The 24,275-nt window shown below is 65.8% G+C and carries 24 protein-coding genes; 15 read left to right on the plus strand and 9 right to left on the minus strand.

What is annotated here, in order from left to right; translation table 11 throughout:
* Positions 1 to 7: 7 nt before the first annotated feature.
* From AC1DGP_RS28785 to AC1DGP_RS28795, 3 genes are read right to left on the minus strand one after another with little or no spacing between them, the layout of a single operon-like run.
* Entirely contained in the window at positions 8 to 1,846 is a 1,839-nt protein-coding gene (locus AC1DGP_RS28785) for a CHASE2 domain-containing protein (RefSeq protein WP_441507843.1), read from the minus strand.
* Positions 1,843 to 2,352 carry a FecR domain-containing protein gene (locus tag AC1DGP_RS28790; RefSeq protein ID WP_441507844.1) on the minus strand — a complete coding sequence of 170 codons (510 nt, stop codon included), beginning with the start codon at positions 2,350 to 2,352 and terminating at the stop codon, positions 1,843 to 1,845. The genes AC1DGP_RS28785 and AC1DGP_RS28790 overlap by 4 nt, the downstream gene beginning before the upstream one ends.
* A 23-nt stretch (positions 2,353 to 2,375) precedes the next feature.
* Positions 2,376 to 3,059 carry a Crp/Fnr family transcriptional regulator gene (locus tag AC1DGP_RS28795; protein ID WP_441490284.1) on the minus strand — a complete coding sequence of 228 codons (684 nt, stop codon included), beginning with the start codon at positions 3,057 to 3,059 and terminating at the stop codon, positions 2,376 to 2,378.
* A gap of 159 nt (positions 3,060 to 3,218) precedes the next feature.
* On the opposite strand from AC1DGP_RS28795, the gene AC1DGP_RS28800 reads away from it, so the two are divergent.
* Both AC1DGP_RS28800 and AC1DGP_RS28805 read left to right on the plus strand, forming a co-directional pair.
* Positions 3,219 to 3,524, plus strand: a complete 306-nt coding sequence (locus AC1DGP_RS28800; RefSeq protein ID WP_441490283.1) for a hypothetical protein — start codon at positions 3,219 to 3,221, stop codon at positions 3,522 to 3,524.
* Between the two features lie 90 nt (positions 3,525 to 3,614).
* On the plus strand, positions 3,615 to 6,794 hold the full coding sequence (locus tag AC1DGP_RS28805) for a cyclic nucleotide-binding domain-containing protein (protein ID WP_441507845.1): 3,180 nt from the start codon (positions 3,615 to 3,617) through the stop codon (positions 6,792 to 6,794).
* Between the two features lie 21 nt (positions 6,795 to 6,815).
* On the opposite strand, the gene AC1DGP_RS28810 is transcribed toward AC1DGP_RS28805, so the two are convergent.
* A complete protein-coding gene (locus AC1DGP_RS28810; RefSeq protein WP_441490281.1) occupies positions 6,816 to 7,310 on the minus strand; it encodes an Lrp/AsnC family transcriptional regulator in 495 nt (164 codons plus the stop codon).
* Between the two features lie 158 nt (positions 7,311 to 7,468).
* On the opposite strand from AC1DGP_RS28810, the gene AC1DGP_RS28815 reads away from it, so the two are divergent.
* From AC1DGP_RS28815 to lpdA, 5 genes are read left to right on the plus strand one after another with little or no spacing between them, the layout of a single operon-like run.
* On the plus strand, positions 7,469 to 7,768 hold the full coding sequence (locus AC1DGP_RS28815; protein WP_441507846.1) for a hypothetical protein: 300 nt from the start codon (positions 7,469 to 7,471) through the stop codon (positions 7,766 to 7,768).
* The gene (locus tag AC1DGP_RS28820; protein WP_441490279.1) at positions 7,765 to 8,994 is read left to right on the plus strand and encodes a 3-methyl-2-oxobutanoate dehydrogenase (2-methylpropanoyl-transferring) subunit alpha; all 1,230 of its coding nucleotides are present in this window, start codon (positions 7,765 to 7,767) and stop codon (positions 8,992 to 8,994) included. The genes AC1DGP_RS28815 and AC1DGP_RS28820 overlap by 4 nt, the downstream gene beginning before the upstream one ends.
* 4 nt (positions 8,995 to 8,998) lie before the next feature.
* Positions 8,999 to 10,015 carry an alpha-ketoacid dehydrogenase subunit beta gene (locus tag AC1DGP_RS28825; protein WP_441507848.1) on the plus strand — a complete coding sequence of 339 codons (1,017 nt, stop codon included), beginning with the start codon at positions 8,999 to 9,001 and terminating at the stop codon, positions 10,013 to 10,015.
* Complete coding sequence (locus tag AC1DGP_RS28830) at positions 10,015 to 11,328, plus strand: dihydrolipoamide acetyltransferase family protein (RefSeq protein ID WP_441507849.1); 1,314 nt, start codon at positions 10,015 to 10,017, stop codon at positions 11,326 to 11,328. Before AC1DGP_RS28825 ends, AC1DGP_RS28830 begins: the two co-directional genes overlap by 1 nt.
* 4 nt (positions 11,329 to 11,332) lie before the next feature.
* Positions 11,333 to 12,730 (plus strand): dihydrolipoyl dehydrogenase, encoded by a 1,398-nt coding sequence (lpdA, locus tag AC1DGP_RS28835; protein WP_441507850.1) that lies wholly within the window; start codon positions 11,333 to 11,335, stop codon positions 12,728 to 12,730.
* A 36-nt stretch (positions 12,731 to 12,766) separates the two neighbouring features.
* Here the strand turns inward: lpdA and AC1DGP_RS28840 are convergent, their stop codons facing one another.
* The 4 genes from AC1DGP_RS28840 to AC1DGP_RS28855 form a co-directional block, all read right to left on the minus strand.
* On the minus strand, positions 12,767 to 14,233 hold the full coding sequence (locus tag AC1DGP_RS28840; RefSeq protein WP_476768629.1) for an ATP-binding protein: 1,467 nt from the start codon (positions 14,231 to 14,233) through the stop codon (positions 12,767 to 12,769).
* Positions 14,211 to 14,867, minus strand: coding sequence for a response regulator transcription factor (locus AC1DGP_RS28845; RefSeq protein ID WP_441507852.1), 657 nt, complete (start codon positions 14,865 to 14,867; stop codon positions 14,211 to 14,213). Before AC1DGP_RS28845 ends, AC1DGP_RS28840 begins: the two co-directional genes overlap by 23 nt.
* Positions 14,867 to 15,565, minus strand: a complete 699-nt coding sequence (locus tag AC1DGP_RS28850) for a PepSY domain-containing protein (protein ID WP_441507853.1) — start codon at positions 15,563 to 15,565, stop codon at positions 14,867 to 14,869. The genes AC1DGP_RS28845 and AC1DGP_RS28850 overlap by 1 nt, the downstream gene beginning before the upstream one ends.
* Before the next feature lie 507 nt (positions 15,566 to 16,072).
* Complete coding sequence (locus AC1DGP_RS28855; protein ID WP_476776570.1) at positions 16,073 to 16,639, minus strand: hypothetical protein; 567 nt, start codon at positions 16,637 to 16,639, stop codon at positions 16,073 to 16,075.
* Positions 16,640 to 16,763: 124 nt separating this feature from the next.
* Between AC1DGP_RS28855 and AC1DGP_RS28860 the strand changes: the two genes are divergently transcribed.
* From AC1DGP_RS28860 to AC1DGP_RS28875, 4 genes are all read left to right on the plus strand, one after another.
* A complete protein-coding gene (locus tag AC1DGP_RS28860) occupies positions 16,764 to 18,317 on the plus strand; it encodes a sensor histidine kinase (protein ID WP_441507855.1) in 1,554 nt (517 codons plus the stop codon).
* Complete coding sequence (locus AC1DGP_RS28865) at positions 18,314 to 18,913, plus strand: response regulator transcription factor (RefSeq protein ID WP_441507856.1); 600 nt, start codon at positions 18,314 to 18,316, stop codon at positions 18,911 to 18,913. Before AC1DGP_RS28860 ends, AC1DGP_RS28865 begins: the two co-directional genes overlap by 4 nt.
* Positions 18,914 to 19,047: 134 nt before the next feature.
* On the plus strand, positions 19,048 to 19,536 hold the full coding sequence (locus AC1DGP_RS28870; protein ID WP_441490269.1) for a GlcG/HbpS family heme-binding protein: 489 nt from the start codon (positions 19,048 to 19,050) through the stop codon (positions 19,534 to 19,536).
* Between the two features lie 69 nt (positions 19,537 to 19,605).
* Positions 19,606 to 20,295, plus strand: a complete 690-nt coding sequence (locus tag AC1DGP_RS28875) for an ankyrin repeat domain-containing protein (protein WP_476768626.1) — start codon at positions 19,606 to 19,608, stop codon at positions 20,293 to 20,295.
* Between the two features lie 276 nt (positions 20,296 to 20,571).
* Here the strand turns inward: AC1DGP_RS28875 and AC1DGP_RS28880 are convergent, their stop codons facing one another.
* Positions 20,572 to 20,889 (minus strand): hypothetical protein, encoded by a 318-nt coding sequence (locus AC1DGP_RS28880; protein ID WP_441507858.1) that lies wholly within the window; start codon positions 20,887 to 20,889, stop codon positions 20,572 to 20,574.
* Positions 20,890 to 21,343: 454 nt separating this feature from the next.
* On the opposite strand from AC1DGP_RS28880, the gene AC1DGP_RS28885 reads away from it, so the two are divergent.
* The 4 genes from AC1DGP_RS28885 to AC1DGP_RS28900 all read left to right on the plus strand — a co-directional run bounded on the left by AC1DGP_RS28885 (position 21,344) and on the right by AC1DGP_RS28900 (position 24,273).
* Positions 21,344 to 22,162 carry a transporter substrate-binding domain-containing protein gene (locus AC1DGP_RS28885; RefSeq protein ID WP_069877798.1) on the plus strand — a complete coding sequence of 273 codons (819 nt, stop codon included), beginning with the start codon at positions 21,344 to 21,346 and terminating at the stop codon, positions 22,160 to 22,162.
* 68 nt (positions 22,163 to 22,230) lie between these two features.
* A complete protein-coding gene (locus AC1DGP_RS28890) occupies positions 22,231 to 22,911 on the plus strand; it encodes an amino acid ABC transporter permease (RefSeq protein ID WP_441490266.1) in 681 nt (226 codons plus the stop codon).
* Positions 22,908 to 23,564 carry an amino acid ABC transporter permease gene (locus AC1DGP_RS28895; RefSeq protein WP_441507859.1) on the plus strand — a complete coding sequence of 219 codons (657 nt, stop codon included), beginning with the start codon at positions 22,908 to 22,910 and terminating at the stop codon, positions 23,562 to 23,564. Before AC1DGP_RS28890 ends, AC1DGP_RS28895 begins: the two co-directional genes overlap by 4 nt.
* A complete protein-coding gene (locus tag AC1DGP_RS28900; protein WP_069877795.1) occupies positions 23,545 to 24,273 on the plus strand; it encodes an amino acid ABC transporter ATP-binding protein in 729 nt (242 codons plus the stop codon). The genes AC1DGP_RS28895 and AC1DGP_RS28900 overlap by 20 nt, the downstream gene beginning before the upstream one ends.
* Positions 24,274 to 24,275: the final 2 nt, after the last annotated feature.

The following is a 24,275-nucleotide window of genomic DNA, read 5'->3' on the forward strand; positions in this document are numbered from 1 at the left end:
GATGCTGTCAGGCGCCCCAGAGCGCGACGGAGATGCGTTGGCGCCTGCCGCGAATCTCGACTGTGCGAATGCTGTCGGGTTCGCGGTGGCGCTTCCGGATGTCGCCGGATGCGACGAGGAGCTCTGCTGAAACGGCAAGCGCGGCGCCTTGCTCCTTTGCGACTTCCATCAAGCGGCTCGCGACATTGACGCTGTCCCCGGTCGCAGTGATGTGCTGATGCGCTTCGTGCCCGAGACGAGAGACGATGACCGGGCCGAAATGGACACCGACACGAAGATCCGGATGGCCAATCGATACCTCTTCGCCGGTGGCCCACTCGCGCATATCCTTGAGCAGTGCCCAGGCCGTGGAGAGAGCGTGGCCGGCATCATCGGCGTGCGGATCTGGAATGCCGAACGCGATCATTGCACCGTCGCCCATGAAGGAGATGACGAGCCCGTCATGCGCGGTCACCTCGTTTTCGATGAGCGTGTGAAACGCCTTGAGAAATTCGCGTGTTCGCGTGAGGCCGGCCTGCTCGCTCAGCCGCGTGAAGCCCGAGAGGTCCACGAACAGGATCGCAACCGTCTGTTGCACCGGCTCGCGCAGGAACCCCGGGTCCCGTGCAATGCGATCTGCGAGCAATGGCGGCTGAAACTGCCGTAAAGCGGCTTCGGAACGGGCGATATCCGTGGCCTGGCGGCGGTCCCATGTCTGCCGTAAAACCACTGCGAGGACGACAGGTGGAATGACTGACGCCAGCGGGAGCGCCGAACTGAGCCAATAGCCTGCGGCGAAGAGCGCCGTGGTGGCCAGCAGCCAGGCAGCGAGACCGAAGACCGCTGCGCCGACGCCGATGCCGAGCGGAGCAGAGGCGATGAAGAAGACGGAGCCGGTGGCCAGCACGAGTGCCACGCCTGCGTCGAGCAACCGCACCTCGTGATCCCGGACCAGTCCGGTGCCGGCGATCAAATGAGCGATGCCGGTCGCCAGGACCTCCACGCCCGGCGTCACGGGATCGAAGGCGGTGCTGAAGGTGTCGCCGATAGCCGTGGCGGTGACGCCGACAATGACGATACGGCCCCGCAGGCGCTCTACGGGCACGGTGCCCGCAAGCAGGCCGGTTGCACTGATCGTTTCGAAGCTGCCTCGCGGGCCGTAGAACCGGAGCGGAAGATGGAATCCGAGGTCGAGCTTCACCGGGCTGCCTGCCAGGCGCACGGTATCGACGCCGAACACAGGAGCCTCGCCCTTGAAGCCTGCCGCCACACTTAGGACGAATGATGGCATGACCCCGCGGTCGGTCCGGAAAAGCAGCGGCACATGCCGCGGGGTGCCGCTTGCGTCGGATGAAATATTGACGAGACCGACGGCTGCCAACCGGTCGAACGGCGACAGCGGCCAGAGCATCTGTTTCGGTGCCGGTAATTGCGAGCTTCCTTCCTCGTCCCGGCCGAAGCTGCCGGCCGCGGCGACGAGTGAAGGCGTTCGTTCGAGAGCCTGGGCAAGCGCCTCATCTGTCTCGGGCGAGGTCGGGTCGACGAGCAGCAGGTCGAGTGCAAGGGTGCGTGGGGCCGCGGTTCCAATGGCGAGGATCATCCGAGCCAAAGTGGAGCGCTGGAGCGGGTAGCCGCGTTGCTGAGCCACGGTTTCATCATCGATGGCGATGATGACGATTTCGCCTGGGGGTGAGCGTCGACCGGCAATAAGCAGGCGCATGTCGGCGAGCGCCGCCTCGACTCGGTCGAGAGGATTGCGCTCGCCCGCGAGATGCATTCGCCCCAGAAATCCGGACCAGAGCGCGGCGATCACGAGGCAGAGGATGGTGATCGACGCGGGCAGGCGGACACTGCGCGTCGAGGTCACCGCCCGAACCGAGCAAGCAGCCCTGCGGCGCGCTCGCGGGACCAGCGGTGCACGTCAAGTCGCTTTTCCTGGGAGACGTCAACGCCATCGCCGGGATTGAGTTCGACGGGGTCCGTGCCATCGCGGCGCGTGACACGCACGCGCCCTTCGGCGACGAACACCGATGTCTTCGAGGTCGTTACGTCGACGGCATAGATCGTGCCGCGGACCGAGGCGATGGCGTGGGGCGTCAGGATCTGGAGGGGCCCGCGGCGACGGGGTAGCTCGACCAGAAGGCCTTTGCCATCCAATGCGATTGATTGAATCGCGCGGCCGGGCTGTGGCGATTGGACCTGGAAGCGGGTGGCGGCCTCCGCTTCAATGATCAGGCCACCGCTGCACCGGAACACGGTTCTCGGCGGATCGGTCCGCGCTGACGGGGTGCAGCCCGCGGGTTGTTGCGCGGCGGCGGGCGGGATCGATGCGCAAATGGCGCAAGCGGCAATCGAGAATCGGAGGAAGCGCATGGCAAGCCTCTCATGCTCGGTATTCAGATCGCGCCGGACTTCGCCAGCTGCCGAAAGCTGTCGACATTATGAATCACGAGGCGGCCCCGTCCAAGGGAGAGAATGCCGATCTGTTTCCAGCGCTGCAGCTGGCGGTTCACGGTTTCGCGGGTGACGCCGGTCAGCGCCGCCAGTTCCTCCTGGGAAATGTGCAGCTCGCTGCCATAGTCGGTGACGAGCACTTCGATGCGTCGCGCCAGCCGTGATGCGGCTGGAAGGAAGGCCGTGTCCTCCATGCGCTCGCTCATGCCGCGCAGCCGCTCGCAGAGCAATTCGATCAGCCGGATTGCAATCAGTGGCTCGTTGTCGAGCAGATTCAGGAAGTCACGCCGCGGCACGAAGAACATCTCGGTGTCTTCCAGCGCAATGGCGTCGGCGCTGCGGGCGCGACCGTCGAGAAGGGCGATCTCCCCGAAGACGTCGCCGCCTCCCAGCAGGTTCATCGTCAGCTGCTGGCCGGCATCGTCCGTGGTGCCAATTCGGATCCGGCCATGCCGGATGGCATAGAGGCCATCGCCGGGATCGCCCTTCAGGAACAGGACCTCGTGCGGTGCCAGGTGCCTCGGCAGGCAAATTGCGGCGATCTTGACCAGGGCGTCGTGAGCAAGCCCAGCGAAGAACGGATTTACCGATAGAAGCCGAACCACCAGATGCGGCGCGCTGCGCATTCCCAAGTCCCCCTGTTCTCTCCGTTGCTAGGAAAAGCTGACGCCTATGTGACCTGTTTCACAGAAGATAGCACGGGAACGGCCGAAAACCCCCGGCGAAGGCCGCAGCGACCGCAGCCCGCAGTCGCTGTGTGTGCCGCTCCGAACGGGAGTTTCGCCGTGCACCACACCGCCAACACTCATTCCACGCCGTTCAGGACAACCTCGCTCGAACCGCTGCGCGAGCCCGAGACAGTGACGCAGGCGGGCGAGTGCCCCTTTCTTGGCAGGATGACGCGCGCGAGCCGCGCGCTGGTCACATCGCTGGCGCTCGCCTTTGGCCCGCAGCGCGGGCAGTCGCAGAGCGTTGCCATGGATGCGCATACATTGAATGACATTGGGCTGAGCCACGCCGAGGCTGCCCAATGGGGGCCGCTGAGCCGTTACATGCCACGCCCCTGGGGCGAGACGGATACGCTGAACTGATGCGCAGGCGCAGGGAAGCTATTGTCCGCAACACGGGAAAATTGCGGTACGCTGGAGCGCAGCGCTCACATCACAGGCCGGATGCGCTCCATGGCGGATGGTTCCTCTCTGCAGGCGGCCCAGCGCTTGCGCTCGCGGCCAGGACAGGCGGCAGCGCAAACCACGCCTCAGGCGCCGGTTGAGGCGAGCGCGCCCGCAGCAACAGGCTTGTTTGCCTATATCTGGCGCAACAGCCGCCGGCAGCAGCTCCAGATCATCGCGATCGTGCTGCTGTCGTTTCCCTTTTACTATCTTTCGCTTGAGCTGCCGAAATACATCATCACGGACGCCATCCAGGGCCGCGCCTTTTCCGGTGGGCAGGAGACTGCACGGCTCTTCCGGTTCTCGCTCGCCCTACCGGCCTGGCTCGGGGGCAGCCGTGAACTTCTCAGCGGCGTCATGCTCGATCGCATCAGCTATCTGTTTGCGCTGTCCGGCCTGTTTCTGCTGCTGGTGCTCATCAATGGCGCCTTCAAATACGTCATCAACATGCGCAAGGGGGCCTTGGGCGAACGGCTGCTGCAGCGCCTGCGCGCCGACCTCTTCGCGACGCTGCTGAGTTTCACGCCCGAGGCACGGCGCCGGCTCAAACCGTCCGAGGCCGCGACTGTCATCAAGGACGAGGTCGAGCCAGTCGGCGGTTTCGTCGGTGATGCCTTCATCCAGCCGGTTCTGCTCGGTGGCCAGGCGCTGACGGCGCTGATCTTCATTCTGCTGCAGAATCTGGCGCTGGGGTCGATCGCGGCAGGCATCGTTCTCGTGCAGGCAGTGATCATTCCCCGGATGCGGCGTGAGCAGATCCGGCTTGGGCGACAGCGCCAGATCGAGTCGCGGGCCCTGGCCGGCAAGATCGGCGAGGTCGTCGAGTCGCTGGACGAGGTTGCTGGCCACGGCACCTCTGCGGTCGAAAAAGCACTCGTCGCAGTGCGCCTCGAGAGGCTGTTCGGCATCCGCTACCAGCTCTATGGGCGCAAATTCGCGGTCAAGTTCCTGAACAACCTGTTGGCCCAGCTGACGCCATTCCTGTTCTACACGATCGGGGGGTATTTTGCCCTGACCGGCCGTCTCGACATCGGCCAGCTCGTCGCGGTCATCGCCGCGTATCGTGACCTGCCGACGCCGGTAAAGGAACTGATCGACTGGGATCAGCAGCGTCTCGACGTCGAGGCGCGGTTTCAGCAGGTCACCCAGCAATTCTCGCTGGACGATGCCCCGGCGCCGGAACGGCCGCAGGCCCCGCTCTCCGGAGATGGGATCGTGCCTGGCGAAGGCATGATCGCGGCCAAGGGGCTGACGGTTCTTGGGCCGGCCGGCGACCGGCTGCTCGAGCGCGTTTCATTCGCTCTGCCCTTGGGGGGGAACATCGCCTTGATCGACAAGGCGGGGGAAGGGGCGGCTGCGTTCGCGTCTGTGCTCGGGGGCAGTATGGCGCCGTTCGACGGCGCGGTGACGCTGGCCGGTATTCCCTTGGCTTCGTTGTCCTCCGAACGGCGAGGGCGGACACTGGCCTATCTCGGAGCGGAGCCCGTCATTCTCGATGCGTCCCTGCGCGACAACATTCTCTATGGCCTGCGCCGCCCTGTTGTCGCCCAGGCCGGGGCCCAGCCCTGGTCGCTCGACTTCAGCGGCGCCGGCGTCGCGAGCAGGCACGAGCTCGAACGTCTCCTGGTCGAGGTGCTAGGCGTGGTCGGGCTCGCCGAAACGGTGTTTCGCTTCGGCCTGCAGCGCCAATTGAGTGCGGACGACCCGACCGAGATCGTCAACAGGGTTGCCGAGATCCGTACGAGAATTCGCTCCAGGCTGATTGGGCGCGGGGCGGGCGATGCGGTGGAGCCCTACGATCCCGAGCGATACACACGAAACGCGACCATCGGCGAGAACATCCTGTTCGGCGTCGTCACTGATCCCGGCTTCGCCGGGGAACGCCTGGCCAGTCACAAGCTGGTGCGCGCCATTCTGGACGCGCAGGGCCTGACCACGCTTCTGACCCAGATCGGGCGGCGTATCGCGGCGACCATGCTCGAGATCTTTCGCGATCTTCCAGCCGATCACGTCCTGTTCGAGCAGTTCTCCTTCCTTTCCGCGGCCCAGTTCCCTGACTATCAGGTCATTCTCGGGCGGGCCGAGGCCCGCACCCTCCGGGAGGCCGATCGCTCCCGGTTGATCGCGCTGGCATTTCTCTATGCGGAGCCGCGGCATCGGCTGGGGCTGCTGAGCGAGGCGGACGAGGTCCGCATCCTCGCCGCGCGGCAGTCTTTCCGCGCGCAGGCCACCCCGGAGATGGCGGATGCCATCGCCTTCTACGATCCGGCCCGTTACTGCCCGGCAGCCCCTCTGCGCGACAATCTCTTGTTCGGCTGCGTTGCCAGCAGCAGTGCTGCGGATGCGGAGCGCGCGCTCGAGGCCATCCGTGAGAGCCTGATCGAACTGGGCCTGGAGCGTGACGTCTATCGTTGGGGACTTGAACAACAGGCCGGCTATGGCGGACAGTTCCTGTTTCCGGCTGCGAAAGCGGCCGTTGCTCTGGCACGTTGCCTGATCAAGCGCCCGCAGATCATGATCCTGAACGACGCGTTGGCGTCGTTCGGGCAGGCCGAGGCTGCCAGGCTATTCGCACGGATCACGACCTTCATGAAGGGGCGGACCATTCTCGTTGCCGGCCGGCAGATTGCGGAACTGGGTCGTTTCGACGCCAGCCTTGAATTCCACGGAACCAACTCCGTCAGTTCCGCAGACGCGGCGGTTCAGACGCAAGCTCAGTCCGACGAGGCGTTCGTGAGCGATCAGTTTGACGCGGGCAGTATCGAGCTGCGCGCCCTGCGTTCCGTGCCGATCTTTGCCGATGTCGATACGGTGCGCCTGAGGTTGCTGGCCTTCACTGGCGAGCGGGTCGAGTTCGCGGCGGGGGAGGTCATCTTTCGCCAGGGAGACGAGTCGGACGCCGCCTATCTGCTGATCACGGGCTCGGCCGACGTCGTGTCCGAGGCGTCGGGGCCGCCTGTCCGGATCTCGACCATGAACGCCAACAGCCTGTTCGGTGAAATGGGGATCGTGACGGATGATCCTCGCTCGGCAACGGTCATCGCGACCACGCCGCTGACGGCGCTCCGCTTGCGCAAGGAGGTTTTCGTCGCTCTGCTGACGGAGTTCCCTAACATGGCCCTCTCGGTGACGCGGTTGATCGTCCGGCGCCTGCAGGACAATGTGGTTACGCTGAGCCATCGGCACTGAACCGGCCCCTGGCATGGTGCATCACGGCAGTTGCAGCGGATCGACCGAGATCGCCCGCTTCAGCGTCCTGAGACCGAAGGTCGTGCGTGACTGGCGAATTCCGGGGATCCGGTACAGCGTCTCACGGAGGAAGCGCTCGTAGTGGTCGGTGCCGCTGACCACGACCTTGACGAGATAGTCGTATTCGCCGGTGACGAGATGCGCCTCGACCACTTCGGGAATGCGCGCCAGCGCGTCCCCGAACGTGTCGAGCACCTTGTCGTCGTGCTTGTCGAGCGTGATCTCGACAAAGACGGTGTTGTTGAGCCCCAGGGCCGCGTGATCCAGGACTGCCACATAGCGCTCGATTGCGCCGCTTTCCTCCAGCCGCCTGACCCGCGTCCAGCAAGGCGATGGCGAGAGCCCGACCTTCTCGGCCAGTGCGCTCGTCGTCAGGCGGCCATCGGCCCGCAGGGCGGACAGAATCCGCCGGTCGATAGGGTCGAGAGCGTCGCTGCGCCTGGACTTGCCGGTCATCGGGCGAATCTTCTGTAAATGGAGACAGTGGCGGAAGAATTTGCCGAGATTGAGCCGAATGTCGAGCGTCTTCGGGAAAACTCTTTCCGTTTGCCGGATTAACGTCGTTGCGGCGATGGGGGTGCGTGATGACCGGGCGAATGCAACGGCGAGTTGTGGTGAAAGCGTCGACCAGCGACGCCTATGACGGGCTGGTCAGACTCCTGCTCGATGCCCAGCGCCTAGGCTTCGCCCTTGTCGAACTGTCGAGCTCCCGCCAAGATGACGGACGAACCGCGATCCGCATGGTCATCGAGACCGAAGGCGTCTCGGACTGCGCGGAGATCGGCTTCCGCCTTGCCCGCCATCCGGCGCTCGCAGCTGTTGAGGCTTTCGAGTTCGGCGACGAGCCGGGTTCATTCTATGTCGGCTCGCTGCATGCGGGTCGGCAGGGCGCCCTTGCCGGAGTGCGGGCATGACCGATCAGCCGTTGCGCTTTCATGTCCCCGAACCCGCCAGCCGCCCGGGCGGCAGGCCGGATTTCTCCAATGTCGTCATCCCGGAAGCGGGCTCGGTCCGCCGGCCTCCGGTCGATATCGATCCCAAGGAAATTCGCGATCTCGCGTATTCGATCATCCGCGTGCTCGACCGGGAGGGGCAGGCTGTCGGCCCGTGGGTGCCCGATCTCGACAGGGATGCTCTGATCCGGGGCATGCGCCACATGATGACGCTGCGCGCCTTCGATGCCCGCATGCAGATGGCGCAGCGCCAGGGCAAGACCTCGTTCTACATGCAGCACACCGGGGAAGAGGCGGTGAGCTGCGCCTTTCGCATCGCGCTCGGCCCGGAGGACATGAATTTCCCGACCTATCGCCAGGCCGGGCTCCTCATCGCGCATGATTATCCGCTCGTCGACATGATGTGCCAGATCTACTCGAATGAGCGAGACCCGATCAAAGGCCGCCAGCTTCCGGTCATGTACTCGTCGAAGGCGCACGGCTTCTTTTCGATCTCCGGCAATCTCGCCACCCAATTCGTTCAGGCGGTAGGCTGGGCCATGGCCTCGGCGATCAAGGGCGATCGCAGGATCGCCGCCGCCTGGGTCGGCGACGGCTCGACAGCGGAGTCCGATTTCCACGCCGCCCTGGTCTTCGCCTCGACCTACAAGGCCCCGGTCGTCCTCAACGTCGTCAACAATCAGTGGGCGATCTCGACCTTCCAGGGCATTGCCCGCGGCGGCTCCGGCACTTTCGCGGCGCGCGGACTCGGCTTCGGCATTCCGGCCCTGCGCGTCGACGGCAACGACTACCTTGCGACCTACGCAGTGGCGCAATGGGCGATCGAGCGCGCGAGGCGCAATCTCGGGCCCACGCTGGTCGAATACGTCACCTATCGCGCCGGCGCCCACTCGACCTCGGACGACCCCTCCGCCTATCGGCCCAAGCATGAATCGGAAGGTTGGCCGCTCGGCGACCCGCTGATCCGGCTGAAGCAGCATCTGATCGCATTGGGCGCCTGGACTGAAGAGCGGCACAAGCAGGCCGAGGCCGAGATTCTCGCAACCGTGATCGCTGCGCAGAAGGAGGCCGAGGGCCACGGCACCCTGCATGCCGGCGGCAAACCCTCGGCACGCGACATCTTCGAGGATGTCTATGCCGAACTGCCTCCGCACCTGCGCCGGCAGCGTCAGCAGATCGGAGTCTGACGCGATGGCTCGAATGACGATGATCGAGGCGATCCGTTCGGCGCTCGATGTCTCGATGGGGCGCGACGAGAACGTCGTGGTCTATGGCGAGGATGTCGGCTTCTTCGGCGGCGTGTTCCGATGCACCCATGGCCTGCAGCAGAAATACGGGGTGAACCGCTGCTTCGACGCCCCGATCAACGAACTCGGCATCGTCGGCACGGCAGTCGGCATGGCGGCCTATGGCCTGCGCCCCTGCGTCGAGATCCAGTTCGCCGACTACATGTATCCGGCTTACGATCAGATCGTCTCGGAGGCGGCCAGGCTGCGCTACCGTTCGGCCGGCGATTTCACCTGTCCGCTGGTGATCCGCATGCCGACGGGCGGCGGCATCTTCGGCGGCCAGACGCATAGCCAGAGCCCGGAGGCGCTCTTCACCCATGTTTCCGGGCTGAAGACCGTGGTGCCCTCCAACCCGCATGACGCCAAGGGCCTCTTGATCGCCGCAATCGAGGATCCCGATCCCGTCATCTTCCTCGAACCGAAGCGGCTCTATAACGGCCCGTTCGACGGTCATCACGATCGCCCCGTGACACCCTGGTCCAAACATGAGCTCAGCGAGGTGCCGGACGGCCATTTCGTGCTGCCGCTCGGCAAGGCCGCGATCCGGCGCGAGGGCGCGAGCGTCACCATCATCGCCTATGGCACCATGGTTCATGTCGCCGAAGCGGCAGCCGAAGAGACCGGCATCGACGCCGAGGTCATCGATCTGCGCAGCCTGCTGCCGCTCGACCTCGATACGATCGTGGCCTCCGTGCGCAAGACCGGCCGCTGCATTGTCCTGCACGAGGCGACGCTGACCTCGGGGTTCGGCGCAGAACTCACGGCCCTGGTGCAGGAGCATTGCTTCTACCATCTCGAGGCGCCCGTCATGCGCGTCGCCGGCTGGGACACTCCCTATCCGCATGCCCAGGAATGGGCCTATTTCCCCGGCCCGGCGCGCGTCGGCGCCGCCCTGCGTGAGATCATGGAGAGCCGATGATGGCGGAACGGGTCATCAAGCTTCCGGATGTCGGCGAGGGCATTGCCGAGGCCGAGCTCGTCGAGTGGCACGTCAAAGTCGGCGACATCGTGCGTGAGGACGATCTCCTTGCTGCTGTGATGACCGACAAGGCGACGGTCGAGATCCCGTCGCCGGTCGACGGGGAGGTGGTCTGGGTCGGCGCCGATATCGGCGACACCGTTGCGATCGGCTCGGCGCTGGTCCGGCTGAAGGTTGCAGGCGAGGGCGCGACTGATCCTGGCGAACCGGAAGGGAGCGCGGCGCCGGAGCTGGTCGTTGTCGAGCAGCCTGTCGCCGCGCCGAAGAACGAAGCTCCCGCCCCCGCTCCGGCAAAGCTGACCGAGGCCAGGCCCGCTGCATCGCCCAAGCCGCGCGCGGTCTCAGCTCCCACGCTGAGCGCCGTACCGAGGCGGCAGGCTGGCGAGAAGCCGCTCGCTTCGCCGGCCGTCCGGCTGAAGGCGCGCGAGGCCGGGATCGACCTGCGCCAGGTCGTGGGCTCCGGCCCGGGTGGGCGCATCACTCACGAGGACCTCGACAGCTTCGCGTTGCGCGGGCCCGAGGCCGAACGAGCGCCAGGGCTGGCGCGCCTGACCGCCGTCACCGACATCAAGATCGTCGGCCTGCGCCGCAAGATCGCCGAGAAGATGGCGCTGTCCAAGGCGCGCATCCCCCACATCACCATCGTCGAGGAGGTCGACGTCAGCGCGCTGGAGGACCTCCGCGCAGTCCTGAACAAGAAGCCGACGCTCGAGCGACCGAAGCTGACGCTTCTGCCCTTCGTGATGCGGGCGCTGGTCAAGGCGCTGGCCGAGCAGCCGAACCTGAACGCGCTGTTCGATGACGAGGCCGGGATCGTCCACCAACATGCCGGCATCCATATCGGTATCGCGACCCAGACGCCGACCGGACTGATCGTGCCGGTCGTAAAACATGCCGAGGCTCGTGATCTCTGGGACTGCGCCCGGGAACTCGGCCGGCTCGCCGAACGGGGACGCGAAGGCATCGCGACCCGGGACGAATTGACGGGTTCAACGATCACGGTCACATCGCTCGGCGCGCTCGGCGGCGTCGCCACCACGCCGGTGATCAACCACCCCGAGGTCGCCATCGTCGGCGTCAACAAGATGATGATCCGGCCGATGTGGAACGGCACGAGCTTCGTCCCGCGCAAGATGATGAACCTGTCGTCGAGCTTCGACCATCGCGTCATCGACGGCTGGGATGCGGCCGTCTTCGTGCAGCGGCTCAAGGAGCTTCTGGAAAACCCGGCAATGCTCTTCGTGGATGCCTGACGCCATGACCGAGATCACCTGCAAACTGCTTGTCATCGGCGCGGGCCCGGGCGGTTATGTCTGCGCCATCAGGGCTGGCCAGCTCGGCATCGACACCGTGATCGTCGAGAGCACGAAGCTTGGCGGCAGCTGCCTCAATGTCGGCTGCATTCCGTCCAAGGCGCTGATCCATGTCGCCGATGAATATGAGAAGCTGGCCACGGCCGCGCAGGGCAAGACGCCGTTCGGGCTCACGGCCTCGGCGCCGGCGCTCGATTTTAAGCAGGCCATCGGCTGGAAGGACGGGATCGTCCAGCGCCTGAACAACGGCGTCGCCGCGCTCTTGCGCAAGTCCAAAGTCAAGATCGTGCATGGCCGGGCTCGCTTTCGCGACGGCAAGACCGTTGCCGTCGAGACCGAGACGGGCCCGAAGCTGATCCGGGCCGAAACAATCGTCATCGCCACCGGCTCTGCGCCGGTCGAGCTGCCCTTCCTGCCCTTTGGCGGCACTGTGATCTCGTCGACGCAGGCATTGTCGCTGCCCGCGGTTCCGGGGCGGCTGGCGGTCGTCGGTGCCGGCTATATCGGCCTGGAACTCGGGATCGCCTTTGCGAAGCTCGGCTCGCAGGTCACCCTCGTCGAGGCGTTGCCACGGATTCTTCCGCTTTACGATGCCGAGCTGACCGCGCCGGTCGAGAGATCGCTGTCGAGGCTCGGCGTCGGGCTTCTGCTCGGGGCGAAGGCGCGCGGCGCGACTCCGGACGGCAAGTCCCTGCTGGTGGAGACGGCGGAAGGCGAGGAACGGCGGATCGCGGCGGACGCGACACTCGTCACCGTTGGCCGCAAGCCGGTGCTGTCCGATCTCGGGCTCGAGGAACTGGTGCTCGACATGGATGGCAGCTTCATCCGCATCGGCGAGCGCTGCGAGACCTCGATGCGCGGTATCCATGCGATCGGGGATGTCACCGGCGAGCCGATGCTGGCGCACCGCGCCATGGCGCAGGGCGAGTTGGTGGCGGAGATCGTCGCCGGCCTGCCGCGCGCCTGGGACAAGCGTTGCATTCCGGCGATCTGCTTCACCGATCCGGAAATCGTCTCGGCCGGTTTTTCACCGGGCGAGGCGCGTCGCGCCGGCTTCGAAATTAAGACCGGGCAGTTTCCGCTGGCTGCCAGCGGCCGTGCGATGACGCTCCACAGCGAGCAGGGCTTTGTGCGCATCGTCGCGCAGGCCAACACCCATGTGATCCTGGGTATCCAGGCAGTCGGGCAATCCGTCTCCGAACTCAGCGCGGCGTTCGGGCTCGCCATCGAGATGGGCGCAACGCTCGAGGATATCGCCGGAACGATCCACGCCCATCCGACGCTTGGCGAGGCCGTGCAGGAGGCGGCGCTGAAGGCGCTCGGCCACGCCATTCATATCTGACGCGATTGCGGCTGTGACTGCGCTACGGCCCGGGCTTCATTCGGCAGCCCGCGCAACCGAGGGGATGACTGCCGGTCTCGGCTTCGCTGTGCCATCGCCCTGCCTTCGTTCGCTGCGCCGGGGCGGCTCGATTTCGAACGAGATGGTGCAGCCCGTTTCGGTGTCGGCGATGATCAGTTCCCGGCCGTACTCGGCCAATGTATCCGAGACGATTGCAAGGCCCAGTCCGGATGAATGATGACTGTCCGGAGCGAAGTGGACGCCACGTTGCAGGATCAGTTGGCGTCGGTCTCCCGGCACGCCGGGCCCATCATCGCTGACCGAGAGAACGGTGCTGCCGCCGTCAGCGGTGTGGACCTGCACCGTAACGGCGCTGCGTGCCCATTTGCGCGCATTGTCGAGCAGATTGCCGACGACCTCGGCGAAGTCGTCGGTTTCCATCGCGGCGCTGACGTGTTCGGGAATCGTGACGCTCCAGCTGATGCTGTCGGCGCTGTCGATGCGGCTCATCAGATCGACCAGCCGGTTAACGATCGGCAGCACGAGCGTTCTCATGCTCACTGCCTGGATCGCACCGTGCGTCCGCGCTCGCGCAAGCTCGCGCTCGACATGTGCGCCGATCGCTTCGCATTGTTCACGCAGAATGGCTGCATGCGCGTGCTGTCCGGACTTTTCAAGGCGCGCCACTTCGCTCGACAGGATCGTGAGCGGCGTCTTCAGCCCGTGGGCCAACAGGCCCGCCCTGTCGCGCGCCTTGCGCACCAGCTCATCCTGGCGATCGAGCAGCCTGTTCAGATCATCGACCAGCGGCTTGATCTCCTCGGGAAGGGTACCTGTCAGGCGCGATGTGCGGCCTTCGCGCACGGCGGTGAGACTCGCGCGTAGCTGATGAAGGGGGCGCAGGCCGAACCGCATCTGCAGCCAGGCCCCACCGATCAGCAACAATGCGAGCAGGAACAGGATCTTGGCGACATCGAGGGAGAAGGCGTGGCGCAGTTCGCCGATATCGGCATGATCAAGCGCGACGGCCAGCTGGAACGTCCGTGGGCCATCGGCGCCATCGAGCTTCACCGAGCGTTCGAGGACGTAGAGCTCGGAGTTGTTCGGCCCGTCGATCTCGAACGCGCCCTTGCTCTTGTCCTCCCCCTTGGCCGTGCTCGTATCGAGGATCTGGTCCCAGAGCGAGCGCGAGCGCAGATGCTGCACCGCCCCTTCGCTGATCTGCCAGTAGGCGCCGCCATAGGGCAGCTGATAGCGCGCATCGGCGAGATCGTGGTTGATCAGCGGGTTGCCGTCCGCATCGAGCTCGAACGCCTTGGCGAGTTCGCTGGAGCGGATCTCCAGCTCGATCGCGATGCGCTTCAGGACATGCTGCTCGAACACCAAGATGAGCGCTGCGCCTGCGGCCGCGAGCGTCACGGCAATCGTCAGGGCTGCGATCGTCAGGATGCGCTTGCGGATCGAGCCCGAGCTCATCGCCTCAGCCCCCGATGATGTAGCCATGGCCACGCCGGGTGCCGATCGTCTCCGCCCCGACCTTCCGGCGCAAGCGCCCGACCAGCACTTCGACAGCGTTGCTGTCGGGTTCGTGATCGCCGCCATAGACATGGTCGATCAATTCGCCCTGCGACACAACCCGCCCCTGATTATGCACGAGGTAGCGCAGCAGCCGATATTCCAGCGGAGACAGCTCGACATTGCGCCCGCCAACCGCAACCGTTCTGCGGCGCGTGTCGATATTGAGGTCTCGATAGACCAGTTGAGGCGTCAGGTGACCGCCAGCTCTGCGAATGAGTGCGCCGACCCGGGCGACCAGTTCCTCGGCCTGAAACGGCTTGGGCAGATAGTCGTCGGCGCCGGCGTCTATGCCTTCGACGCGCTCCATCCAGGCGCCGCGCGCGGTGAGGATCAGAATAGGTGTCCTGACCGAGGCTGCCCGCAGCTTGCGGACAACCGAGAGCCCGTCGAGCTTCGGCAGGCCAAGGTCGAGCACGAGCGCATCGAAATCGTCCGTCTCGGCGCGAAACCAGGCGGCCTCTCCATCATGGACGACCTCCGGAACATAGCCGGCTTCCGTGAGCGCGGAGGCGACATCGCTGGCGATGCGCCGTTCGTCCTCCACGACGAGAATTCTCATCATCGCCTCCGCATTTGGAGGATCCGGTTGCGCCGGGCGTCGACTACGACTTCGCGGTAGCGGCCTGCGCCGTCGAGAACCAGTAGTTCATAGCGCCATTCGCCCGTGGGCGCGAGGCGCAGATCGACCTCGAGCACGTCACCGGGAACAGCCGCGCGCACCACTGACAGGACGGCGCCGAGCGACACGACCTGTCCTCCCTGGGTCGCCTGACGTGCGAAATCGGCACTCGTATTGCCCCAGTGCTGGCCGGTGCTGACGGCATCCTCGCCGTTCCTGCCGCCGCGACCCGAGCGACCACGCTGATTGTCTCCCGAATTCTGGCTCGCGGCGGACCCGCCGTCATGGCCCGATCTGCCGCTGCCGGAATTGCTTCCGCTGTTGCCGGAGCCTCCGCCGCCGCTGGATCCGGAGCCGCCGCTGGAGCCACCGCTGCCACCGCCGGAGCCGCCGCCGCCGGAACCGCTACCTCCGCTTCCGCCTCCGGAGCCACCTCCACCTCCGGAGCCTCCGGAGCCGCCGCCGCCACCGCCGCCCCCCCCACCGCCGCCAGAACCGCCGCCGCCCCCGCCGCCATCGCCTCCGCCATCCTTGGCAAAGGAGGGGGCGATCCAGGCCGGGCTTGTCGTGACGAGCGCAAATACGACCGCGAGGGCCGGAACCGCGCGCCACAGGGCGATGTTGCGTGAATGTCGCATGGTAGCTTTCGAAGCTACGACACCCAAGCTGACATTTCCCTGACAGGCCGCGTCAGGCTGGCGAGGTTCGAGGGCGCGCAGGCTCTGCTCCGTCACCGAGGAGAGAATGATCGGCGGTGGCTATGGCAAGGAGATACGACCATGACATTGCGATCACTTATGCTGGCGACCACCATCCTGGTGGCGACCACCGGCTCGCAGGGCGCGAGCGCCGCCATCCGTGACGACAGCTCGCCTCACCTGGAAGGCATCATCCGCCTGGGGGCGTCAGCCCTGTCCCGGAGCGGTGAGGGCGAGAACGATTCCCCAGCTCACAAGAGTGCGACCTCGCATGAGGACGCGGCCCGCGTCATCCTGGCGCGCGACGGCGGCGGGGGAGGTGGCGGCGGAGGCGGCGGCGGAGGTGGTTCTGGAGGCGGAGGGAGCGGTGGAGGCTCCGGTGGTGGCAGCGGCGGCTCTGGCGGAGGCAGCGGAGGCAGTGGCGGCGGAAGTGGCTCCGGCTCCGGCTCAGGCTCCAGCGGCAGTAGCGGCGGCAGCGGCCGCGGTGGCGACAGCGGTGGTGGTCTCGGCGGTTCGTCGAGCGGCGGTGGCAGCGCAGCCGATGCGCGTGGCCGCGGCGCCGATGATGGAGCCGGTCATGCCCGAGGCGGTCGCGGTGCTGATAACGCTGTAGGTCAGGCTCGGCATGGGCGTGGAGCGGATGATCCGGCCGGCCATGTGCGGCAGGGACGGGGTGCGGACGATGCGGTCGGTCAGGCCCGGCGTGGGCGTGGAGCGGACGATCCGGCCGGCCATGTGCGGCAGGGCCGGGGTGCGGACGATGCAGTCGGCCAGGCCCGGCGTGGGCGTGGAGCGGACGATCCGGCTGGCCATGTGCGGCAGGGCCGGGGTGCGGACGATGCAGTCGGCCAGGCCCGGCGTGGGCGTGGGGCAGACAATCCGGTCGGCGACGTACGTCGCGCCCGCGGCGCCGACGACCCGGCCGGCCATATCCGGGGTGGCCGCAGGGCGGATGACCAGGCCGGTCATCTCTGAAACAGGCCGATGCGCGAGGCTCAACGCCGCCTCGCGCATCCTCTGGCATCCTGCCTGATGTGGGAAGCGAGAGGCTGGACAGGCTGGCTGTTTCGGCTCGGCGAGCGCGACGGTGACTGCGAACGGCTTGCGCGATAGGTTGGCCTAAACTAGGCGCACCCTCGTGAAGCAACGGTTCCTCGCGTTTCTCGGATTATGGATACCGCTGGCGCTCATCGCCCTTGCCCTGGCGGCTGCTACCGAATTCGTCCGGGTGCGGGACGGGCTGGAGCGGGATGGCGGCACGCTGCACCGCGTCCTGTCGCAGCGCGTCGATCAGCATGACGCCCATCTGACCAGCCTCGCAGCAGTCCTCGCAAGCTCGGATGCATCATCCGCAACCTTCCAGGCTGTGGTCGAGGCGATGCAGCGCTTCTATCCCCGCATAGCTGCTGTCGCCCTGATCGATTTCCCCAAGTCATCCGAAATGGATGTCGGCAGCCCACCATCTGCTCTCCGGGATTTCGACATGGCGGCGCTTGCGGGAAAGCTCCGCGAACTCGGGCCAGGGCAGGCTGGGACGGTCGCCAGCCGAGGGGGGACGCCGTTCTACGCGCTGGTCAAGCGCCTTCCCGACACTGCGTCCGAAGTCCGCGCGCTCATCCTGGTGATCGACGGCAAGCTCCTGGTCGAACCGGAGGGCGGCCAGCCGCACGAGATCGCTCTCGTGCTTCGGGATGCTGCCGGAGCGATCCTCGTTCAGACCGGGGTAACCCTTCCCGAACAGGGAGTGATCCCCCGTCTCACCTATGAAAGGGCGCTGGGCAGTCGGTCACAGCCGCTCGTGCTGCACCTCGCCGGGCAGCCGGTTCTGGCGGATCTCCTCCCGCCGCGCACCGCATTCGTCGTCCTGACCGCGACGGGGCTCGCGGTCTTCCTGTTGCTGGTGATCCGGCGCGAGAGACGGCGAACGGCGGGCGCAAGGGAGGCCATGCGCCTGCACCAGCATGAGGCCCGGCTGGCCCATGCGATGCGGGTCAATACAGTCGGTGAAATGGCGTCCGGCATTGCCCATGAGATAACCCAACCCCTGACGGCGATCCTCAGCCAGAGCCAGGCGGGCCTTCGCCTGGCTCGGTCGGGAGGGAAAACCCCCGACGAACTCGTGAGCGTGCTTGAGGCCAATGTCCGTCACGCGCGGAGGGCGGGCGAGATATTGGAGCGGCTGAGGGCCTATGTCTCACGACGTGATCCGGTCCGGCAGCCTGCAGATCTCAACCAGATTACCCGCAATGTGGTCGAACTGGTCGAACGCGACCTGCAGGAGCGCGCGATCACGTTGCGGCTGGAGCTGAGCCCCATTCCGCCATGGGCGGTGGTGGATCGCGTTTCCATCGAGCAGGTCGTGCATAATCTGGTTCGAAACGCTGCCGAGGCGCTCGACGCGATGCCGGAGGAGCGGCGCGTGATCACGATCAGGGTCCGGGAGGTTGCGGGGGAGGCGGTGATTTCGGTCGCGGATCAGGGGAGCGGCATCGCGGATGCCGATATGGCGCGCCTCTTCGAGCCGTTCTTCACGACCAAGAGCGGCGGAATGGGCCTTGGCCTGCCATTATGCGAGCGCTTGGTCGAAAGCGCGGCCGGACGCATGGAAGTCCGGAACGGAGCGGCGAGTGGGGCCGTCTTCACGATCCGTATCCCCGTCTTGATCGCGGAGCGGAAGGTTGCTGCGGAATGAAGCCGGCTGCACGCACGGTCTATCTGGTGGATGACGACAGCGATGTCAGGGAAGCGTTGACCCTGCTGTTGAAGACCATGGGATTCGCCGCGAAGCCGTTTTCGAGCGCGCAGGCTTTCCTTGATCGCCCGGATCCGCGGCAGGATGGCTGCGTGGTCGTCGATATCCGCATGCCGGGGGTCTCGGGTCTGCAGCTGCTCGAACGGATGGCCACCGCGGCAGTACGTATGCCGACGGTTGTGATCACCGGCCATGGCGATGTCACCGCCTGCCGGCGCGCATTCAAGGCCGGGGCCGTCGATTTTCTGACCAAGCCGGTCGATGAGCAGGTTCTGCTCGAAGCGATCGAGGCCGGTTTCGCGCAGCGCGACGACCTGAGCCGGGATCAGGCAGAGCGGACCGAGCGGGCCGCACTGCTCGCTCGCCTGACCCCACGCGAGCGCGAAATTCTCGATCTGGTAGCGCAGGGCCGGTCGACCAAGGAGATCGCACGCGCTCTCGACCTCTCGCCCCGCACGGTCGAGACCCATCGTGCCAATATCGGGGTAAAGCTTGGCGCGACCTCGGTTGCCGCCATGGTGCGGGCCGCGCTTTAGGGCTCGGCCTCCGGCAGGTCTCCGTATGATTACGGAGATGGCTCCGGCACCGCACCGATAATCTTCGCCGCCGCCTCGGGCTAACCTTTCTCCGTCGAGCACAGGGTTCGATCACGCTCAGTACCGGAGAAATCATGTCCATGATCCGCCTTGCTGCCGCCGCAGCCCTTGCGCTTGTCCCCGTCGTCGCCGGGGCTCAGGTTCTTCAGGAACGGAACATGCCGCTGGCCATCGCCCAGGAACTCGCCCAGGCCACCGTCGAGGCTTGCGCGGCCAAGAATTTCAATGTGACGGCGACCGTCGTCGATCGTGCCGGGCTCGTGCGCGCCGTGCTTCGCGCCGATCGGGCCGGGCCGCACACTGTCGAGGCCAGCCGCGCCAAGGCTTTCACCTCTGCCTCTGCCCGCAACGCTACCTCGGCGATCGCGGAGGGCGCCGAGAAGAATCCGGCCGCTCGTCATCTTGCGTCGATCGAAGGCTTCCTGCTGCTCGGCGGCGGCGTGCCGGTCAAGGTCGGTGACGAGGTCATCGGTGCGGTCGGGGTCGGGGGCGCTCCCGGGGGGCATCTTGATGAAGAATGCGCCAATGCCGGCATCGAGAAGGTGAAGGCGAAGCTGCGCTGAGACTATTCTTAGGCATGTCGATGAAGGCGGCCGGCGCTCGGCCGTCTTCGGGATCGTCGGAGTGGGGCAATGTCGAGAACGCTGTTCGCCGCCGTAATCCTCGCGGTCGCGACCCTGTCGGGCCAAGTGCGGGCGCAGACGCCGCCGAGTGCCGCGGAATTGTCCGCCTATCAGGGCCTCCACGCCGCTGCCGCGTCCGGCGACGTCGCCCGGGTCAACCACCTTGCCGCGACGGGGGCTGACCTGAACGCCCGGGACGGGAACGGCCGCACGCCGCTCCATGTCGCGGCCTTTCGCGGGCAGGGGGCCGTGGCGTGCGCCCTGATCGTCGCGGGAGCGAACCCGGCGCTTCTCGACCACCAGCGTTATGATGCCGTCACCATCGTCGCAGTCAGTGACGATGTGCCGACGTTGAAGGCTCTGCTCGCCGCGGGCGCGGCCGCGACCCTCGTCACCAGCCGCTATGACGGCACCGCGCTGATCGCCGCCGCCCATCTCGGCCATGAGGGCATCGTAGAAGAGCTGATCAAGGCGAAGGCGCCCCTCGATCACGTCAACAATCTCGGCTGGACAGCGCTGATGGAGGCGGTGGTGCTCGGCAATGGCGGCCCACGGCATGTCGCGACCGTGCGGGCCCTGGTCGCTGCCGGCGCCAATCCCGGGATTGCTGATCGGGACGGCCTTACGCCGCTGCAACATGCCCGCGCTCGGGGCTATAAGGCCATCGTCGAGGCGCTTGAAGGCAGGCGCCTTCGCTGATCCAAGCCGGGCCCGGCAAATCTCTCGGGCGCTGGTTCGCGCCGGGCTCACGTCAGGCGGCCGTCCTCAGGACCGCTGTGACCTCGGAATCCTGGACAGCGCGAAATGAGCGGGCTGGGTGTCCGCGCGGGTTGTCGACGTCAGGCTAAAGCATCGGCCCGAAAAGTGGATCGCGGTTTTCGGAAAAGCCGATGCAAACACAGAAGGCCAGATCATCGGACCGGATACGATATCCGGTCTGATGATCTGGCCTTGGGCGGCGAGCGCTATCCGGCCTCAATCAGCCAACCGGTGTTCAAGCACCTGATAGAAATCATCATTGGCGGGATCCGCAGCCAGCGCGAGGGTCGTCTCGTCGGAGGGGACACTCAGCCCGCCGGCAAACGCCTTGAAGGCGTGGGCAGATTCCTCTTCCAGGAAGCAGAGCCGTATCGCCATCTTGTCCCTGGGCAGGGCGACAACGCGATAGGGGATTCCCCGCAGACTGAGCCACGCATCCATGGCGTCGAGCTTGAGGCGCAGATTCACATCGTCCGTCGTGACCAGGACGTGATGAATCCAGTGGGGGGCATCAACGACATCAAGGCATGCCATGCCAATTTCCCCCGCTCGCAGATTTTCTCACCGCGCTGCTCTTAAACCTGAGGTTTCTCGCTTAGGTTGTATAGGGTGAATTCCTGCTTGTTCGCAGAATTGAGCTGCCCCCCGGGAAAAATCGCGCGGCACGTGCGCGGTGGTTTCCGGAGTGTTCGTTCAGTCCTGGATCGACCGACCAGGGGCGGCTCGCATGCAACCTCACAGGCGCGCTGCAGGCGCCATCACGCCAGGCGCGAGAACCAGCCATCTGCATCGCTCGCTTGCCTCGGCTGTGCCCTGGATCTCCAGAATTCGAAGAGGCTTTCGGCGGCTCTTGCTGGCGGGCGGAGAGCCATGAGCTGGATGGAAGCGTTCATGGGCTTGACACCGATTTGGTCATATGGAACGTTCCAGTTCGAAGCTGGAACGTTCTAGAAGCCCGGCTCATGGAAACGCGACATGGAGAAAGTGCATGGACGAGCATAATCCGTCACGCCGCGCCGCTTTGGGCGCGCTAGCCTTGGGGACGGCCGCCGCTGCTGCGGTCACTGCAAGCACGACGACAGCCAGCGCCTCGACGCCTGAGGAATTCACCAAGCGCGGCAGCATTGCCATCGGTGTCGTGTCGGGCGTGCCGCCTTTCGGTATCGTCAATGAGCGCGGCGAAGCATCGGGCTACGATGTCGATGTCGCCAATCTCATCGCCAAATACATGGGCGTGAAGGCGGAGATCACCGCGCTGGCGCCGCCGGCACGCATTCCCGCCTTGCAGGCCAAGCGTGTGGACCTGCTGGTCGCGACGCTCGGACCGACGCCGGAGCGCGCCAAGACCATCGTCTTCCCGATGCCTTACAGCGCCTTCCGCATGTCGATCATGGGCGCGAACGATCTGGCCGCGAAGTCTCTGGCTGATCTCGCCGGCAAGCGCGTCGCGGTTCCGCGCGGCAGCCCGCAGGACACCACGCTGACGCGCATGGCGATGCCGGGTACGAACATCGTGCGCTTCGATGACGATGCGATCTGCGCCCAGGCGGTCTTCAGCCGCCAGGTCGATGCCGCGGCCCTTCCGGACACCACGGTCAATCAGATTCTGGGTCAGAACAAGGGCGCCAACGCCGAGCTCAAGTTTGCCTTCGCGCTGCAGCCCAACTCGATGGCTGTCCGCAAGGACCAGATGGAGCTGCATCAGTGGCTCAACAACACGATCTGGTTCATGAAGAACTCTGGAGAGCTCGACGAAATCTCCAAGAAGTGGCTCAACGCGCCTCTGCCGGAACTCCCGGTCTTCTGAGCTAGCGCGCCGGTGCGCCCCGGCGGCGCACCGGCTTCGTCTTCTCCCGCGATCGAAATGTCAGCACTATGCCAAGCCTCGTCTTTTCCGACGTTTGGGCGCAATTAGACACGCTCCTGAGCGGCCTTCTGCAGACCGTCTGGATCTCCGCTGTCGCTATCGTGCTCGGCGTGGTCATCGGCGTCCTGTGCGCGGTCGCGCGCAGCGCACGCAGCCGGCTCCTGCGCGTTCTTGCAGCCGGATATGTCGAGGGCATGCGCAACACGCCCTTCATCGTCCAGCTCTTCCTCGTCTTCTTCGGGCTTCCCGGCCTGGGCATTCAGATCACGGCGATCCAGGCCGGGCTGATCGCGCTCACCCTCAATCTCGGCGCCTATTCGGCAGAGATCATTCGCGCTGGAATCGAGGCCACCCATCGCTCGCAGATCGAGGCCGGTGCGGCACTCGGACTGAGGCGCCGCGACATTCTGCTCCACGTCGTGCTTCTGCCGGCCCTGGAGCGGGTCTGGCCGGCGCTGTCGAGCCAGTTCGTCCTCACCATGCTTGCCTCATCGATCCTCTCCCAGATTTCCGTCGAGGAACTGTCCTCTGCGGGAGCCCTGATCGACAGCCGCACCTATCGCTCGATGGAGGTCTACATCATCCTCGCCGGCTTCTATCTCGGCCTCACGATGCTGTTCCGCCTGAGCTTCGATCTCGCCGGCCGGTTCCTGTTTCCGCGCCGTCGCGCGGTGGCGGTGCGTCGATGATCCGTTCCTTCGGTCCTGCCGAATTCACCTTTCTCGTCGAGGCGGCGCGCTGGACCGTGCTGCTCTCGCTGCTGGCCTTCATTGGCGGCGGCGCGATCGGCATGGTCGTCGCGCTGATGCGGGTGTCGCGCAACGCCATGCTCAGGAACATCGCAGCCGGCTGGATCAGCGTGGTGCAGGGCACGCCGGTGCTGATCGTGCTCTTCCTCGTCTTCTACGGCCTGCCGTTCCTCGGCTTGCGCTTTCCACCCCTCGTGGCGGCGGCGCTCGGGATGACGGTCTATGCCAGTGCCTTTCTGGGCGACATCTGGCGAGGCTGTATCGAGGCCGTGCCGCGCCAGCAATGGGAGGCGGCGTCCTCGCTCGCGCTGAAACCGGCGCAGCGCATGATCTATGTCGTGCTGCCGCAGGCCGTCAGGCTGGCGGTACCGCCGACGGTCGGCTTCATGGTGCAGATCGTCAAGAACACCTCGGTGGCGTCGATCATCGGCTTTGTCGAGCTGACGCGGGCCGGCACCCTCATGAACAACGTGACATTCCAGCCCTTCTGGGTCTTCGGCTCTGTCGCACTTCTTTACTTCGCCATGTGCTGGCCGCTGAGCGTGATGAGCCAGCGGCTCGAGAGGAGGCTCCATGCCGGTCGTCGTAGCTGAGGACGTTCGCAAGTCGTTCGGATCGCTCACCGTCCTCGACGGTGTCTCGCTGAGTGTTTCCGAAGGGGAGCTGATCGCGGTGATCGGCCGCAGCGGCTCGGGCAAGAGCACCTTCCTGCGTTGTCTGAACGGCTTGGAGACGCCTGATTCCGGGCAGATCATCGTTGCCGGTCACGCGCTTGCTCCGGGTGAGGAGGCCCTGCGTGCGCTGCGCCAGGATGTCGGCATGGTGTTCCAGTCTTACAATCTCTTTCCGCATCTGACGGTCGGTAAGAACATCGAGCTGGCGCCCAGGCTGGTGAAGAAGATCGGCAAGGCCGAGGCTTCGGATATCGCCCGTTCCGTGCTCGCCGAGGTCGGGCTGGCCGAGAAATACGACGCCTTCCCGGAGCAGCTCTCAGGCGGGCAGCAGCAGCGTGTCGCGATCGCGCGCAGCCTGGCCATGCGTCCGAAGGTGATGCTCTTCGACGAGGTCACATCGGCGCTCGATCCGGAACTGACGGGCGAGGTGCTCAAGGTCATGGAGGGCCTGTCGCGGTCCGGCATGACCATGCTGCTTGTCACACACGAAATGGCTTTTGCGAGGAAGGCGGCGAGCCGGGTGGTCTATTTCCACCAGGGACGCATTCACGAGCAGGGGCCACCCGAGGAGTTCTTCGGTGCGCCGAAGACTCCTGAACTGCAGCAATTCCTCGGAGCCGTTCTCTAGCG

The organism is Allobosea sp. 05T433 (genome assembly GCF_056396065.1).